Here is a 16,136-nt window from a genome sequence, read left to right as displayed (position 1 = left end):
TCACTGCGAGCCCCGGAACTCCGGTCCCTCCACGATCAGTCCCGCGACCAGCGCGCCCGACATGCCGGCGTGCGGCAGTCCGCCACCGGGATGCGCCCAGCCGCCGACGGCGAACAGGCCGGGCAGGCGCGTGCTGTTGGACGGATGCAGCAGCCGACCGCCGGCCGCGGCCAGTGCCGGGGCCGGCACCGCCCCGCCCTCCGCGCCCGTCGCGTCCTCGATGTCGGCCGGAGTGCGCACCTCGTGCCAGAGGAGGCGGTCGCGCAGGCCGGGTACGGCGCGTCCGGCGGCGGTGATCACGTGCTCGGCGTACTGCTCGAAGGGCTCGTCGGGACGCGCGGGCACCACCGCGCTGAGAACGACCGCCTCGTGGTCCGGGTCCGGAACCAGGGCCGGGTCGTCGGGCCGCAGGACCGTGACCGTGGGCCGTGAGTCCCGCGCCGCCGCGCCGAACAGGGCATCCAACTCGGCCTCGCGGTCCGGTGCGTGCACCACCGTGCGGTGTGCCGTGCCCTCGGGGCGGCCGCCGCGCAGGGCCAGCAGCACCGTGAGCCGGCCGGCCGTCGGGAGTTGCGGCGGCACCTCGCCGTCACCCCGCACCACGGTCCCCTCGGTCAGCCGGTCCAGCGTGCCGGGCGCGACACCGGCGACCACGACGTCCGCCTCCGCCACCGTCCCGTCGGTGAGTTCCAGCCCCGACACCCGGCCGTCCTTCTCCAGCACCCTGGTCACCTCGGCCCCGAAACGGAACTCGACCCTGCGGGCCACGCACCGCTCGTACACCGCGCGGGCCAGCTCGCGCAGGCCGCCGCGCACGTACCAGGTGCCGAAGGCGTGCTCCAGGTACGGCAGTACGGCCGCGCTCGCCGGGGTGGTCCGCGGGTCGAGGCCGTGCCGGACGGCGTGACTCTCCAGGAGGGCGGCGAGCCGGGCGTCCCCGAGCTCCCAGTCGGCGACTTCGGCGAGTGTGCCGGCCCGGCGGGTGCGCAGCAGCCGCTTGCGGGGCGCCGCCGGGTACGGCTCGCGCTCGGCCAGCACCTGCCAGTTCGGCCACAACGGCTCTTCCAGCAGCGGCCGGCGGGTCCGGTCCCAGGCCTCCCGGGCCCGGACCAGGAAGTCACCCCACCGCTCACCCGTCCCGGAGCCGAGCGCCTCGTCCAGCGCCGCCACGACGCCCGCCCGTGAGGCGTTCGGCAGCGACACCTCCGTGCCGTCGGCGAACACGTGCCGGGACGACGGGTCGACCTGGACCAGCTCGACGCACGCCTCCAGCGGCTCCTTGCCGGTCTTGACGAACAGGTCGCGGTAGACGGCGGGCAGCGGGAGCAGGCCGGGACCGGTGTCGAAGGAGAACCCGTCGCGCTCGAAACGGCGCAGCGCTCCGCCGTACGTGTCCGTCCGCTCGTACACCACCACCCGGTGGCCCGCGACGGCCAGCCGGGCGGCGGCCGCCAGCGCGCCCATCCCGGCGCCGATCACCGCAATCCGTGCCATGCCAGCGACTTTATCGGCCCGCACGGACAGCCCTCGCCGGCGGAGCGTTCTGGGGTTGGGCGCGCACCCCTGAGTATGCGTACCTAGCCAGGGAGTTGAGTACGCGCGCGGATGGGGGAGGACCTGCCGGGACGAGAGAGTGGAGACACGGAGAGGGGCACGGCTCCGGCACCGGCGACACGGGGCGCCGGAACGGAGCCGGGCCCGCGATCCGCTCCTTCCGCCGACGGCGTCGGCGGAAGCGAGGCACGGGGGAATACCGGGGGACGACCGAACGGGGGTCCTGCGGGTCCTGCGGGGGAACGCACGGGGGAGCAGGACGGACGGGGGAGCAGGGAAGGCGCCGGTTCGAGGTGGCCCGCGGGGGACGCGGCCACACCGGACCGGCGCTTTCACATGTGCGCCACCAGACGGGTCAGCGGCAGCCGCTCACCCGTCCCTGGAGCAGCCTGGACAGCGCCGCGTGGACGTCGTCCAGGGAGCGCTCCGGCTGGAAGGACTTCCAGTCGAGGGCGGCCACCAGGACCATGCCGACCAGCGCGGACGCCGTCAGCGGGACGTCGATCTCGTCGCTGAACTCGCCGCCCGCCACGCCGTCGCTCAGCACGCCCTCCACGACCGCGACGGCCTGCTGCCGGACCACCATCAGCGTGGACTGCCAGGTCCGGTTGGTGCGCCACAGCTCGGCCACGTACAGCTGGGTGAAGGCCGGGTAGCGGTCGATGAAGACCAGCCCCGCGCGGATCATCGCGTCGAGCGCGTCGACCTTGGTGCCGCCCTCCCGCTCGGTCCGCTCGGCCGCCTCCCGCAGTGAGGCGGTGAGGAGACCGACCCCGTGCCGCAGCAGCTCCTCGAAGAGGACGGACTTGCTCGCGAAGTTGTAGTAGACCGTGCCCTTCGCCACCCCGGCACGTTCGGCGATCTCGTCCACGGTCGTGGCGGAGAAGCCCTGCTCGGCGATGAGTGTGACGGCCGCCTCGTAGAGCTTCTGCCGGGTGGCCTCGCGGCGCGTGCTGCCGCCCGACGCGGCACTGCTGCTTTCCATGGCCCTGATTGTCACAGGAACCTTTCCGGGAGATCCGGGAGAGGCGACGGAAGGACTCACAGGCTCAGCTCCGGGTGCAGCCGGTCCAGCGTCCACACCTGGCGGCGACGGGCCGCCACGGCGGTCAGCGCGAGGGCGCCCGCCGTGAACGCCGTCAGCACCACGCAGGCCTGCCACACCGGGTCCATGCCGCCGCCCGTGATGAGCCGCCTGAGGGCCTCGACGACGTAGCTCATCGGCAGGAAGGGGTGCAGCGCGTTGAAGAAGCCCGGACTGGTCTGCACGGGGTACGTGCCGCCCGCCGAGGTCAGCTGGAGCATCAGCAGGGCGAGGACGAGGATCCGGCCCGCCGCCCCGAAGCGCGCGTTCAGCCACTGCACGATCGCCGCGAAACAGGCCGTCACCAGGAACAGGAAGCACACCGTCCCGGCCGCCCGCGCCATCTGCAGGCCGACCGCCCAGTGCAGCACCGACATCAGGGCCACCGTCTGCAGCACCCCGATCGCCACCACCGGCAGCCAGCCCGCCAGCGCGATCCGCCACGCCGAGGCACCCGCGGCCAGCGCACGCCGGTTCATCGGCGTGATCAGCATGTAGGCGACCATCGCGCCCACCCACAGGGAGAGCGGGATGAAGTACGGGGCGAACCCGGTGCCGTAGTTGGGCGCCTTGTGCAGGTCATGGGAGGCGAGCCGTACGGGGTCGGCCATGACCTCGGTGCGCCGGTCGCGGTCCTGCTTGTCGTAGTCGGGGATCTTCTCCGCCCCGTCGTGCAGGCCGCCGGCGAGCTTCCCGGAGCCGCCGACGAGCTTGAAGATGCCGCCGTTGAGGTCGTCCGCGCCCGTCTTCAGCTCGCCGACGCCCTTGTCCAGATCGACGGAACCGGTCTTGGCCTTGCCGAGCCCCGAGTGCAGCTTCTTCGCGCCCGCGGCGACCTGGGCAGCCCCGTCGTTCAGCTTGTTGATCTTCTTGACGGCGTCATCGAGGTCCTCGGAGAGGCGTGGCGCCCGGTCGGCGAGGGCCTGGGACTGCTTCTGCAGGGTGGCGAGGTTCTTGTCGAGCCGGTCCAGGTCGCCGTCCTGGTCCGCGATCAGCGTGTTGAGGTCGTCCGCGATGGTGGACACGTCGGCCGCCGCGTCCTTGGCCTTCTTCAGGTCGGCGCAGGCGGCGTCGGGCAGCACCGGGTCGTCGCAGCGCCTGGCGTAGACGTCGTCCAGCGTGCCGGACGCCGCGCGGGCGCCCCTGGCGGCGGTCGGGGCCCTCTCCGCCAGGGTGTCCAGGTGCTCGCGGATCGCCCCGGAGGAGTCGGCGACGAGCTGGGCCGTGTCGCCGATGCTCTTCTCGTTGTCCTTGATGAAGGGGCCCACCTTGCCGGCCTTGCCGTTGACCCAGTCGGCCAGTTTCCGCGTGCCGTCGGCGACGCCCTGGGAACCGGTCTCCAGGGCGCCCGCGCCCTGGGTGAGCTTCTTCAGGGCCTGGGACAGCTCGCCACTGCCGTCCTTGGCGTCCCGCAGGCCGTCGGCGAGGTCCTTGGAGCCCTTCTCGGCCTTGCCTATGCCGCCCTTGAGCTGGTCGGCCCCCTTCGCCGCCTGCACGGTCTTGCCGTGGATGTCGGAGAACGAGACGAAGATCTTGTCCAGGAAGGACCGGGAGGTCTTCGTGGACGCGGCCTGCCGCACCTCGCTGAACACGGTCCGGGAGATCTGCCCGACGATGTAGTTGTTCGCGTCGTTGGTGCGCACCTGGAGGGCGCCGGACTCGGGGGAGTCCCCGGAACTGGAGGCGATCCGCTCGCTGAAGTCGGCGGGCATGGTGAGCGACAGGTAGTACGTGCCGTCCTCCACGCCCCTGCGGGCTTCGGCGGCGCTCACCTCCCGCCAGTCGAAGGTCCTGCTGTCGTGCAGCCGCTCCGTGATGTCGTCGCCCGCCGTGATCCTCTTCCCGTCGGCGGTCGCGCCCTTGTCGTCGTTCACGAGCGCCACCGGGATACGGTCCAGACGGCCGTACGGGTCCCAGAACGACCACAGGTACAGCGCGCCGTACAGCAGCGGCAGCACCAGCAGCGCGACCAGCGCGGCACGCGGCAGCTTCCCCCGGCCGAAGCGGCGGAGTTCAAGCGCGGCCAGTTTCGGCGAGCGCATCGGCCTTCTCCTCTTCCTGATCGGCGTCGGTCTCGTCGGTCGCCCGGTCGGGGTCGTCGCTCCCGCTCTCCTGGGTGGTCACCCTGACGGCGTCCTCGGGGGCCTCGGCGCACACCGCGACGATCGTCGTCCCGGCGTCCGCGACGGACCGGAGCAGGCCCCAGACCTCGTCGCGCTCGCCGTCCGAGAGCTTGAGGTCGGTGTCGTCGATCCCGAGCAGCCGCGGCCGGCCGACCAGGGCGAGAGCCACCGACAGCCGAAGCGCCTCCAGGCGCTCCAGATCGCGCACGGCGGTACGGGGGCCCTTGGGCAGCGCCTCCAGGTCGAGACCGGCGGCGGCCAGCGCCTCGTCGACGCGCTGCCCTGCCTGGGCGGCCCGTTCGCTCCGGGGGCGCAGCAGACCCCGCAGGGAGTCGCCGAACCGCCGCTGGAGCAGCGCCCGTTCCCGCAGGTGCTCGCCGACGGTGAAGGCCGGATCGAGGTCGGTGACCCCGGGCACGTGGGCCAGGGCGCTGACGCGGCGCACCGCCGCCATCTCCTTGGGAAGCCCGGCCTCACCGACGGCGGCGGTGCCTTCCGTGAGCCTCATCCGCCCGGTGAGCGCGAGCAGCAGGCACGTACGGCCGGACCCGGACGGGCCTTCGACCGCGACGACCGATCCCGGCTCCGCGTCGACGGACACGCCGCGGAACGCCCATCCGCGCGGCCCCTTGAGCCCCAGGCCCTCGGCGGCGACCCGGGCCCCTCCCACTCGTTCCCCCACGAGTCTCCTTCGATCGTAAACTTTTTGAACTGACTGGTCAGTGCAAAAACTACTCCGAACCTACGAGCGAGGCAAAACAGCAGGTCAGAACGGATTGTCAGTGCCATACCTCACGATGGGTCACATACGGCACTCCGTGGCAGGAGGTGCCGTCACCAGACGACAGGAGGTTCGTCATGGCCAGCTACCACGCAGCAGCCGCTCGCCGGCGCCGCGCCACCGGCCCTGCCCCCTCACTGACCGGCCCGGCGAGCGACGTGCACCCCGTGCTGCGCCGGGCCACGGCCCCGCCCGCGGCCCTCGACCTGCTCGCCCAGGCCCGCGCGGGCCTCGACGAGGCGACCGGCCTGGAGACACCGAACGAGCGCTACGCGACGGCGCACCTCGCCGCCCTGCGCACCGCCGCGGCCGTGCTCGCCGCCCGTGGGCGTCCCGAGCTCTCGCCCCGGGCCCGGGCCAAGATCAGGAGCGCGTGGGAAGTGCTCCCCGAGATCGCACCCGAACTGACCGAGTGGAGCGCGCTGTTCGCCGCCGGCGCCCGACGGCGCGCCCGGGCCGAGGCGGGCATCCAGGGCGCGGCCACCAACCGGGACGCCGATGACCTGATACGCGACGTGGCGATGTTCCTCCGCCTCGTCGAGCGCATGCTCGTCCTCCAGCCGGTCCTCCCGCAGCCGCGCCCGGACCAGGACCAGGCGGCGGACCAGGGAGCGGGGAGGGGCATGCCGGACGCGGGCTGACGGGTGCCGGCGGGGTGTCCGTGTGAGTACCGGCGACGCGTGGCCGGGCGGAGCCGGCGGAACGGGGCGATGAAGGGCCGTGGCTCACCGCGCAGTACGGGGGGGCGGTCATGTGAGCTCCGGGCCATGCTTGCCGCGGTGCCGGAGGCAATAGGGTGGGGGAGGCCTGAAGTCTTCCCCTCCCGGACCCCGGACCCGGGGAAGGCACCCCGTTCGCTCCGCCGCGCAAGAGGCGGTGCCGCGCCGAGGAGTCAACTGACGTGTCGGACCCGATGCGCCCCCGCGCCTCACTCCGTACCGCCGTGGTCTGGGAGGTCCTCCAGGACTCACTGGACCGCCGGGTCAAGGCCACGGGCCGGGAGTCGCTGGACGTCCTCGACACCGGGGGCGGCAGCGGCAACTTCGCGGTGCCCGTCGCCCGCCTCGGACACCGGGTCACTGTCGTCGACCCGAGCCCCAACGCGCTGTTCGCCCTGGAGCGCCGCGCCGCCGAGGCCGGGGTCGCCGACCGGGTGCGGGGCGTGCAGGGCGACGCCCACGGCCTCTTCGACGTGGCCGAGCGCGGTGGCTACGACGTGGTGCTGTGCCACGGCGTCCTGGAGTACGTGGACGATCCGGCCGAGGGCGTGCGCAACGCGGTGGCCGCACTGCGCGCGGAGGGCGTGCTCAGCCTGCTCGCCGCCGGTCTCGGCGGTGCGGTGCTCTCCCGTGCCCTCGCCGGGCACTTCAAGGAGGCCAGGCAGGCGCTCGACGACCCGAACGGCCGATGGGGCACGGGTGACCCCGTTCCGCGCCGCTTCACCGTCGAGCAGCTCACCGGCCTGGTCGAGGCCGCGGGTCTGCGGGTCGGAGCCGTGCACGGCGTGCGGGTCTTCGCCGACCTCGTGCCCGGCGTCCTCGTGGACACCGAGCCCGGAGCCCTTGAAGCGCTGCTGAAGCTGGAGGAGGTCGCGGCCGAGCTCCCCGCCTTCCACGCGGTGGCCACGCAGCTCCACGTGCTGGGTGAGACTGGTGAGGCGGTCCAGACCAATGGGGGCAGTGAGACCGGCGGGGCCACCGAGGCCTGAGCCGCTTCCTGAGGCACCGCCGCTGATCAGCGGCTCGGCAGCGCATGGAGTACGCCACAGGCCCCCCGAACGGGGGCTTGGCGCCGTATGATCGAGGGAGACCGTTCCGGCATGACGGGTCGGCCGCCGGGGAATGGAAGCCTCAGCGAGCCGGGACGTCATGGCGGGTTCCGGTTGGCCAATTGGCGCAGAGGGGCGGGTTTCACGGGGGCGATTCCCTGCCTATCCTGAAGAGACCCCCGGGTCGCCCCGGCGACTGCACGATGAGGAGGACTCCGTGCCGCTCTCGGAGCACGAGCAGCGCATGCTCGAGCAGATGGAGCGAGCGCTGTACGCCGAAGATCCCAAGTTCGCGACGGCGCTCGAGGGAAGCGGGCTGCGTACGTACACCCGGCGACGGGTCTACCAGGCGGTCGCGGGCTTCCTCGTAGGTATTGCGCTCCTCATGGCCGGTATGGTCGCCCAGCAGGTCTGGCTCAGTGTCGTGGGTTTCCTCGTCATGCTGGGCTGTGCGGTGCTCGCCGTGACCGGCTGGCGCAAGGCGCCCAAGCCGGGTGAACAGGCGGCCGGGGGCGGAGGGCACCAGGCCCGCCGTCAGAGCCGGCAGCGGCGCTCGATGATGGACCGCATCGAGCAGCGCTGGCAGAAGCGCCGCGACGAGCAGGGCGGCCATTAGCCCGGAGCGCAGCGCCCAGGACTTCGCGCAGACGTGAGTCAGGGGGTGACCACCGAGTCGGTGGTCACCCCCTGACGTATGCCAGAGCCCTTGCTCCCGCAGCCGGGTCCCTTGCTCCGAAGCTCCAGAACTCGGGGCTGGGGCAGGAGCCTTTCGAAGCCGGAGCTCCAGCCGAGGCGGGCTCCGTCGGCCGGAGCACCTGGAGCCGGGGCTCTTGAGGTGGTGGCTTCGTCGGCCGGAGCGTCTAAAGCCGGGGTTCCTGGGGCGGTGGCTTTGTCGGCCGGAGCATCGGAAGTCGGAGCGTCTAAGCCGGGGTTCCTGGGGCGGTGGCTTCGTCGGCCGGAGCACCGGAAGCCGTGGCTCCCGTAGCCGGGGCTTCTCGGGTCCCGTGCTCCGGGAGCCGGGACCGGGGAGCCGCGGCCCCTGGGCTCCCCGTTCCGTCAGCCCTCTGCCTCCCTCAGCCCTGCTGCCCCGATGCCTTCCGCCACACCGGCCGCAGCGCCAGGGCGCGCCTTCGCACGTCCGACCACCAGGCCGACGCCGCCCACACCACACGCACGGTGGAGCGAGGGACGAGGACCGCGCGGAGCCCGGTCCCGCGGCCGGCAGCCGCGCGCAGGCCCGCTGTCACACGGCGGACGTCCTCCGTGAGACCCGCCGTCGAGCGGGGATGCGGTGCGTACAGGACCTGCTCCACCGCGTTCGCCACCCGGTGCACCGAATCCGCGGCGGCTGCGTCGAGCTCGCCCAGCCGCACGATCCGGGCGGCTGCCTTGCGCGGAGTCAGCGACTCGTCCGGCGGGATGCCGAAGTCCCACGCGGTGTCGGTCAGCTCCTCCCAGACGGCCAGCGTGTGCGGCATCGCGTCCGCCTCGCCACGGCCATGCGCCCCCAGCCGTACCGCGCGGGACCGCAGCCGCCACAGCATCGGTGCCAGCGGTAGCGCCAGGGCGGCGAGGCCGGCGAGGGCCCAGCCCAGGATCGCGTACCACTTCGGACCGCCGCCGTCCGTGGGCAGCACCGCCTGCGGGGAGTCACTCGAGCACCCGCCGTCCAGCTTCTTCTGCTCCGGCGTGCAGCTCTCACTCGCGGAGGGCGCAGCGGAGGGCGCCGCCGACGACGTCTCGGTCGGGCGGGCCGCGTCCGGCACCGAGCTGCCGGAGTCCTCCGGCAGGGTGTACGACGGGATCGAGCCGCGGTTCGGCGTGGGCTCGAAGCGGGTCCAGCCCACACCTTCGAAATAGAGCTCGGGCCAGGCGTGCGCGTCGCGCAGCCCCACCGACACCGAGCCGTCCGCCTGCGGGGAGCCCGGCGCGAAGCCCACCGCGACCCGGGCCGGTATCCCCAGGGAGCGGGCCATCGCCGCCATCGTGAAGGAGAAGTGCACGCAGAAGCCCTGCTTGTCCCTCAGGAAGCGGGCGATCCCCTCCGAGCCGCTGCCGACCTGTACCTGGGTGTCGTACTCGAAGCCGCCGGTGACCGCGAACCAGTCCTGGAGCTTGACCGCCTGGTCGTACGGATTGGCGGCGCCCGTCGTGACCTGGCGGGCCGTGCGGGCCACCACCGCCGGCAGCGAGTCGGGAAGCTTGGTGAAGTCACGCTCGATGTCCGCCGGCGGTGGCGGCGCCGAGGACAGCTGCTCCGCCGTCGGCTGCACGTCCAGGCTTCTGACCTGGTACGTCAGGCCGCGCGTGTTCTGTCCGTGGTCGCCGACCAGGGTCATGCCCACGGGCTCGTAACGCCAGTTGCCCCTGATGTCCACGTCGCTCGGCGGATACGGCATGGGCAGCCAGTCCTGGGCGTACCAGCCGGCCGCCGTGATGGTGCTCTCGACCTCCGTGCGCCTGACGTCGGGGCCGAGGCCGGTCGGGGTCGGGAACGTGCCGCCGGGGACGGCGGTGATGGACCGCCGGGACGGCTTCCAGGTGGTGCCGTCGAAGTCGTCCAGGGACACGATCCGCAGGTACAGGTCCGAGACGTCGGCCATCTTCGTCTTCACGGAGAGGACCTGCCGGTCCTCGTCCACGTTCAGGCTGTCGCGCAGCGACACCAGCGGGTTCACGGCGGAGATCGTGCCGCCGCCGCCCGCGCCGCCGCCCGCGCCCGTGCCCACCGAGTCCAGCAGGCCGCCGTTCATCGCGGGCAGGCCGAGCGGCACCACCAGGGCGATGCCGAGCGCGACCACGCCGATGCGCCGGCCGGTGCGGACCGGGGCGACAGCGCCGCTGAGCTCCCCTCCGGCCGTGCGCGGGGCACCGCCGAAGACGCGGCCCCACTGCGAGAGCCGGTCCCGTCCCTCGGCCAGGAGCAGCATCAGATAGCCGGCCGCCGCAACGAGGAACCACAGCCAGTCCGTGCCCCCGTCGGACAGCCCCGCGGCCACCGAGTACAGCGCGAGCAGCGGCAGCCCGGCCGGGGCGGCGCTGCGGAAGGTCACCGCGAGGGTGTCCACCAGCAGGCCGATGATCAGGACACCACCGATCAGCATCAGCCGGATGCCGTCGGACTCCAGGGGCGCCGGTATCGCGTACCGCGCTATGTCCTCCCCGCCCTGGCGGAGCAGGATCGCGAAGCGGTCGAGGGCCTGCGGCCCGGGCACCAGCCCGGCGAGGGCCTGCTCACGGGCGAACACGAACGTCAGCAGCAGCACCGTGACCACGGCCTGGGCCGCCACCGTCAGCGGTCGCGCCAGCGGCACCCTGCGGGCCGCGGCACCCACGCCCGACTGCACGGCCAGCAGGAAGGCGGCCTGCACGATCCACGTGGCCGGTCTGACGAGGGGCAGCAGGGCGCACGCGGCCATCAGCGTGGCCGCCCACGCGCCCACTGTCAGTCGTACCCGCCCGCTCATCGCGGTCCCTCCCCGCCGCTCGCCGCGGCCACGCCCCTGCGCTCCCGGTCCGCGTGTCGCCACAGCTCGTCCATCGAGGCGCCGCGCGGCACACCGAGGGCCGTCCACCCCGCCTCGCGCAGCAGCCGCAGCCGCTCGCCGCTCCTGTCCAGCGGACCGGGCACGTCGCCCGGTTCCCGGGCCCAGGTGTCGCTGTCCAGCACGAAGGCGACCGCGCCCTGGCTGCGCTGCCGCATCCTGGCCGCGACGGCGGCCTGCTCCTCGTCCAGGTCGCCGAGAAAGGCCACCAGCAGCCCCTCGTTCCCGCCGCGCAGCACGTCGTAGGCCCGGGACAGGCCCGCGCCCTCGGAGTGGTCGATCACCGCGAGGATGTCCATCATCAGCCCGGCCGCGTCGGCCGACCCCTGGCTCGCGCCCGCGAAACCGTCCCCGCTCTCGCCGGGCACCGCGTTGCCGGTGTCCGTCAGCAGCCGGACGGAGAAACCCCGTTCGAGCATGTGCACCAGCACGGACGCGGCGCCCGCCACGGCCCACTCGAAGGCCGAGTCCGGGCCCGCGCCCTGGAAGGCGATGCCGCGGGTGTCGAGCAGCACCGTGCACCGGGCACGCTGCGGCTGCTCCTCACGCCGCACCATCAGCTCGCCGTAGCGGGCGGTGGAACGCCAGTGCACACGGCGCAGGTCGTCGCCGTAGCGGTACCCGCGCGGGATCGCGTCGTCCTCGCCGGCCAGCGCGAGCGACCGCTGCCGCCCGTCGCCGTACCCCTTCGCCTCGCCGCTGAGCCGCACCGGGGCCAGCGGCTCCACGCGCGGGATCACCGTCAAGGTGTCGTACGTCGAGAAGGACCGGGTCAGCTCGCACATGCCGAACGGGTCGGTCAGACGTAGCTGGAGCGGGCCCAGCGGGTAGCGGCCGCGCAGGTCGGAGCGGACCCGGTAGGACACCTCGCGGCGGCCGCCCGCCTCCACCCGGTCGAGCACGAAACGGGGTCGCGGGCCGAGCACGTATGGCACCCGGTCCTGGAGCATCAGCAGCCCCGTGGGCAGGCGCGAGACGTTGTCCATCCGCAGGTGGACCCGGGCCTCGCCGCCGGCCGGCACGCGCGCGGGGGAGAGGCGGCGGCTGCCCGCGACCCGGTAGCGCGTGCGGTACAGCACGGTCGTGCAGACCAGCGGCAGCACCGCCAGCAGCAGACCGACGCGGAGCAGGTCGCTCTGCCCCAGCACGTAACTGCAGACGGCGGCCGCGACGCCGGCCGCCAGGAAGGAGCGTCCGCGGGTGGTCAGACCGGTCAGGGCGGTGCGGATGCCACCTTTCTCCTCCCGGTCGGCCTCCGCGTGCCCCGTCCCCGCGGTCGTCATCACAGCCTCCGCGGCGGCTGCGAGGGATACGCCGGCACGCCTCGGCCCATGGCGCCGAAGCCGCTCTGCTGCTGGGGCGCCGCCGGCACCGGAGTGCGCTGCAGGATCTCCTCGACGACCTGCTCGGCGGTGCGGCGGTTGAGCTGTGCCTGCGCGGTGGGCAGCAGCCGGTGGGCCAGGACGGCGACGGCGAGTGCCTGCACGTCGTCCGGCAGGGCGTACTCCCGGCCGTTCAGGGCCGCGGTCGCCTTCGCCGCGCGCAGCAGGTGCAGCGTCGCACGCGGGGAGGCGCCCAGTCTCAGGTCGGGGTGCGTGCGCGTGGCGGCGACCAGGTCCACCACGTAGCGCCGGACCGGCTCGGCGACGTGGACGCCGCGCACCGCCTCGATCAGCTTGAGGATCTCGTCCGCGTGGGCCACCGGCTGCAGGTCCTCCAGCGGCGAGACACCGCCGTGCACGTCCAGCATCTGCAGCTCGGCCTCCGCGCTGGGGTAGCCGACCGAGACCCGGGCCATGAAGCGGTCCCGCTGCGCCTCGGGCAGCGGGTAGGTGCCCTCCATCTCGACCGGGTTCTGCGTCGCCACCACCATGAACGGGCCGGGCAGCTCGTAGGTCTTGCCGTCGATGGTGACCTGGCGCTCCTCCATCGATTCCAGGAGCGCGGACTGCGTCTTCGGCGAGGCGCGGTTGATCTCGTCGCCGATCACCACCTGCGCGAAGATCGCGCCCGGCTTGAACTCGAAGTCACGGCGCTGCTGGTCCCAGATGGACACACCGGTGATGTCCGACGGCAGCAGGTCCGGCGTGAACTGGATGCGCCGCACCGAGCAGTCGATGGACCGCGCCAGCGCCTTGGCCAGCATCGTCTTGCCGACTCCCGGGACATCCTCGATCAGCAGATGTCCCTCGGCGAGCAGCACGGTCAGCGAGAGCCGTACGACCTCGGGCTTGCCCTCGATCACGCCTTCCACAGAATCCCGCACGCGCTCCACCACGGCGGTCAAGTCAGTGAGGCTCGCTCGATCGTCATAGGTCGTCACCCGGCCCTCCTCGGCCCTTCCCTTGCTCCCAGGGAGCACGGGATACCCCATTTTCCCGGGCCGACGCACCAAGACGCGGGCCGGCCCACCCCGAACCACGGACACCACGCGTGAAACGCTCAGCGTGACGCCGCTCCCCGCATTCTTGCTGCCGTTACCGATTCGTGTCACTCGACTGTGGACAACTGGCTGCGATATGTCGGTCTTGCGACTTATCGAACGTGTGACTGACAGGTTTTCGACAGCTACGGCACGTGGTTCTCCCGGCGTGGGCGGCCCACGGCGACCAGGTCAGGAGGCGGGACGGACCTCGCGCAGGAGGCCCGTCTTCACGTCGAAGACGAATCCCCGCACGTCGTCGGTGTGCTGCAGGAACGGCGAGGTGCGCACCCGCTGCATCGACTGCCGCACGTCCTGGTCGACGTCCTTGAAGGACTCCACGGCCCACGCCGGACGCTGCCCGACCTCGAGCTCCAGCTCGGTGCGGAAGTCCTCGGTGAGCGATTCCAGGCCGCACCCGGTGTGGTGGATGAGCACGACGCTGCGCGTCCCCAGCTTGCGCTGGCTGATGGTCAGCGAGCGGATCACGTCGTCGGTGACGACACCGCCCGCGTTGCGGATGGTGTGGCAGTCACCGAGTTCGAGGCCGAGCGCGGCGTGCAGGTCGAGACGGGCGTCCATGCAGGCCACGACGGCGACGCGCAGAACAGGACGGGCGTCCATGCCGGGGTCGGTGAAGGCTGCCGCGTAACGCTGGTTCGCCTCCACGAGCCGGTCGGTGACGGTGCCGCCGGTGGTCGCGGCGTTGGAGCCAGGGGGAACCGATGCAGAAGTCGTCATATCCATGACGTTACTGGTCACGAGCGTTCTCGGCCCGCTGTGAGAGGGGACAAAGAACGTCATCGGGGCTTGTAGTGAGGTAACCCACAAGGGTGGTGTGCCGGCGGCCGCGACGCGCAGGCCGGTTGATTGACCGGGCGACAGGGTGGACTAAAGTGACGCGAAGCGGGAGGCGAGTCTCTCCCCGCTGGACTGCTTTTCAACGGAGACCCGGCGACGCCCGGAGATCTTCCCACGTGCGCGGCGCGTACGTACGGCTCGGCCTCCTCCCGCTCCCGGTCGGCTGACGCCTCCGGCGCCGGCGGGCCTCCCCTTCACGAGCGGGCGGGGACCCGGCGGTGCGTACGGTCGCGCCGGATCTGAGAGGGCCCCTTGCGCGAGAGTCGACACGTCCCGGTGATGCTCCAGCGGTGCCTGGATCTGCTGGCACCCGCCCTGGAGGGCCCGGACGCCGTGGTCGTCGACTGCACCCTCGGTCTCGGCGGCCACAGCGAGGCGCTCCTCGAGAGGTTCCCCGAAGCCCGTCTCGTCGCCCTCGACCGCGACAAGGAGGCCCTGCGCCTGTCCGGCGAGCGCCTCGCCCCCTACGGCGAGCGCGCCACCCTCGTCCACGCCGTGTACGACGAACTCCCCGAGGTGCTGCACAAGCTCGGCATCGCGCGCGTGCGGGGAGTGCTGTTCGACCTCGGCGTCTCCTCCATGCAGCTCGACGAGGCCGACCGCGGCTTCGCCTACGCCCAGGACGCCCCGCTCGACATGCGCATGGACCAGACGGCCGGCGTCAGCGCCGCCGAGGTCCTCAACACCTACCCGCCGGGCGAACTGGTGCGCATCCTGCGGGCGTACGGCGAGGAGAAGCAGGCCAAGCGGATCGTGAGCGCGATCGTGCGCGAGCGGGAGAAGGAGCCGTTCAGCAACAGTGCGCGGCTGGTCGAGCTGATCCGGGACGCGCTGCCGCAGGCCGCCAAGCGCACCGGCGGCAACCCGGCCAAGCGCACCTTCCAGGCCCTGCGCATCGAGGTCAACGGCGAACTGGCCGTGCTCGAGCGGGCGATCCCGGCCGCCGTGAAGGCGCTCGACGTGGGCGGACGGATCGCGGTGCTGTCGTACCACTCGCTGGAGGACCGGCTGGTCAAGCAGGTGTTCGCGGCGGGTGCCGCCACCACCGCGCCGCCCGGGCTGCCCGTCGTGCCCGAGCGCTACCAGCCGCGGCTCAAGCTGCTCACCCGAGGTGCCGAACTCCCCACCGAGAAGGAGATCGCCGAGAACCGGCGTGCGGCACCGGCGCGGCTGCGCGGCGCCCAGCGCATCAGGGAGGACGTCGAGTGAGGCGTGTGCAGGCCGGACCGAGGGAGCGTGAGTGAGCAGCAAACCCGAACTGAAGGGGAGGGCGGCCCGTCTCGCGCGACTCTTCCCGACCGGCCCCGGGCAGGCGGCCCGCACCCCCTTCGTCCTCCTGGTGGTCCTCCTCCTCGGCGGCGGTCTCATCTGCCTGCTGGTGCTGAACTCGGCCCTCAGCGAAGGCGCCTTCAGGCTCGACGACCTGCAGCGTGAGACCAAGAGCCTCACCGACGAGGAACAGGCCCTCCAGCGGGACATCGACGCCTACTCGGCTCCCGAGGCCCTGCAGCGCCGCGCCCGCGAACTCGGCATGGTCCCCGGCGGCGACCCTGCCTTCCTCGCCCCCGACGGCACCGTCAAGGGCGTCCCCAGCCCCGCCCCCGGCGCCCTGCGGACCTCCGCCCACATCCCCCTGGTCCTGGCACCCGAGGCCATGACCGACGCCCCCGCCCCGATCCCCGGCAGGTGACGGAAGTGGATGACGACCACGGCAGGCGACGACCGCGCCGTCGGGTACCGGTCCCCGGTGCGGCTTCCGCTCCCCGGGGCGCGGTGGCTGGGGTCTTCGGCCGGGTGGCCGGGGTGTCCGGCGGTCCGTCTCCGTTCCGCGCCGCCGGTCCCGAGGTCCGGTGCCGGCCCGGTCGGCGTCCGCCCGAGACCGTGTCCGCCGGCCCCCAGGCCGATCCGACCCCGACCCCCGGCAGGTGACGGAAGTGGATGACGACCACGGCAGGCAACCACCGCGCCGCCGCGTGCCCGGCCCCGCCAGGCCCGCCC

General features: G+C 72.9%; 13 protein-coding genes. 5 read left to right on the top strand and 8 right to left on the bottom strand.

Annotation, left to right across the window (positions count from 1 at the left end; translation table 11 throughout):
* The 4 genes from IE97_RS0133710 to IE97_RS0133695 form a co-directional block, all read right to left on the bottom strand.
* Entirely contained in the window at window positions 1-1,494 is a 1,494-nt protein-coding gene (locus IE97_RS0133710; protein ID WP_030249271.1) for a phytoene desaturase family protein, read from the bottom strand.
* 415 nt (window positions 1,495-1,909) lie between these two features.
* Window positions 1,910-2,539, bottom strand: coding sequence for a TetR/AcrR family transcriptional regulator (locus tag IE97_RS0133705; RefSeq protein WP_030249266.1), 630 nt, complete (start codon window positions 2,537-2,539; stop codon window positions 1,910-1,912).
* Window positions 2,540-2,595: 56 nt separating this feature from the next.
* Entirely contained in the window at window positions 2,596-4,680 is a 2,085-nt protein-coding gene (locus tag IE97_RS0133700; protein WP_030249263.1) for a YhgE/Pip domain-containing protein, read from the bottom strand.
* On the bottom strand, window positions 4,652-5,443 hold the full coding sequence (locus IE97_RS0133695) for an ATP-binding cassette domain-containing protein (RefSeq protein ID WP_234331884.1): 792 nt from the start codon (window positions 5,441-5,443) through the stop codon (window positions 4,652-4,654). The genes IE97_RS0133700 and IE97_RS0133695 overlap by 29 nt, the downstream gene beginning before the upstream one ends.
* A 176-nt stretch (window positions 5,444-5,619) precedes the next feature.
* On the opposite strand from IE97_RS0133695, the gene IE97_RS0133690 reads away from it, so the two are divergent.
* The 3 genes from IE97_RS0133690 (at window position 5,620) to IE97_RS0133680 (ending at window position 7,926) form a co-directional block, all read left to right on the top strand.
* Window positions 5,620-6,183 (top strand): SAV_6107 family HEPN domain-containing protein, encoded by a 564-nt coding sequence (locus IE97_RS0133690; RefSeq protein ID WP_030249254.1) that lies wholly within the window; start codon window positions 5,620-5,622, stop codon window positions 6,181-6,183.
* A 260-nt stretch (window positions 6,184-6,443) separates the two neighbouring features.
* Window positions 6,444-7,250 (top strand): methyltransferase, encoded by an 807-nt coding sequence (locus tag IE97_RS0133685; RefSeq protein ID WP_030249251.1) that lies wholly within the window; start codon window positions 6,444-6,446, stop codon window positions 7,248-7,250.
* Between the two features lie 277 nt (window positions 7,251-7,527).
* Window positions 7,528-7,926, top strand: a complete 399-nt coding sequence (locus IE97_RS0133680; RefSeq protein WP_030249247.1) for a DUF3040 domain-containing protein — start codon at window positions 7,528-7,530, stop codon at window positions 7,924-7,926.
* A 457-nt stretch (window positions 7,927-8,383) separates the two neighbouring features.
* Here the strand turns inward: IE97_RS0133680 and IE97_RS0133675 are convergent, their stop codons facing one another.
* The 4 genes from IE97_RS0133675 to IE97_RS0133660 all read right to left on the bottom strand — a co-directional run bounded on the left by IE97_RS0133675 (window position 8,384) and on the right by IE97_RS0133660 (window position 14,081).
* Entirely contained in the window at window positions 8,384-10,777 is a 2,394-nt protein-coding gene (locus IE97_RS0133675; protein ID WP_030249243.1) for a transglutaminase TgpA family protein, read from the bottom strand.
* The gene (locus tag IE97_RS0133670) at window positions 10,774-12,138 is read right to left on the bottom strand and encodes a DUF58 domain-containing protein (RefSeq protein ID WP_030249239.1); all 1,365 of its coding nucleotides are present in this window, start codon (window positions 12,136-12,138) and stop codon (window positions 10,774-10,776) included. Before IE97_RS0133670 ends, IE97_RS0133675 begins: the two co-directional genes overlap by 4 nt.
* Window positions 12,138-13,178, bottom strand: a complete 1,041-nt coding sequence (locus IE97_RS0133665; protein ID WP_030249235.1) for an AAA family ATPase — start codon at window positions 13,176-13,178, stop codon at window positions 12,138-12,140. Before IE97_RS0133665 ends, IE97_RS0133670 begins: the two co-directional genes overlap by 1 nt.
* Window positions 13,179-13,469: 291 nt before the next feature.
* Window positions 13,470-14,081: a beta-class carbonic anhydrase gene (locus IE97_RS0133660; protein ID WP_078603477.1), complete on the bottom strand. Its 612-nt coding sequence runs from the start codon at window positions 14,079-14,081 to the stop codon at window positions 13,470-13,472.
* Window positions 14,082-14,390: 309 nt separating this feature from the next.
* Here IE97_RS0133660 and rsmH point away from each other — a divergent pair, with 309 nt between their 5' ends.
* Together rsmH and IE97_RS0133650 are read left to right on the top strand one after the other, a co-directional pair.
* A complete protein-coding gene (rsmH, locus tag IE97_RS0133655; RefSeq protein WP_078603476.1) occupies window positions 14,391-15,347 on the top strand; it encodes a 16S rRNA (cytosine(1402)-N(4))-methyltransferase RsmH in 957 nt (318 codons plus the stop codon).
* A gap of 31 nt (window positions 15,348-15,378) precedes the next feature.
* A complete protein-coding gene (locus tag IE97_RS0133650) occupies window positions 15,379-15,828 on the top strand; it encodes a septum formation initiator family protein (RefSeq protein ID WP_030249223.1) in 450 nt (149 codons plus the stop codon).
* Window positions 15,829-16,136 lie beyond the last annotated feature (308 nt).

This window comes from Streptomyces sp. NRRL S-455 (assembly GCF_000717875.1).
Taxonomy (GTDB): Bacteria; Actinomycetota; Actinomycetes; order Streptomycetales; family Streptomycetaceae; genus Streptomyces.
Note: the sequence above shows the minus strand (reverse complement) of the source record. Positions and strands in the feature narration are given on the sequence as shown.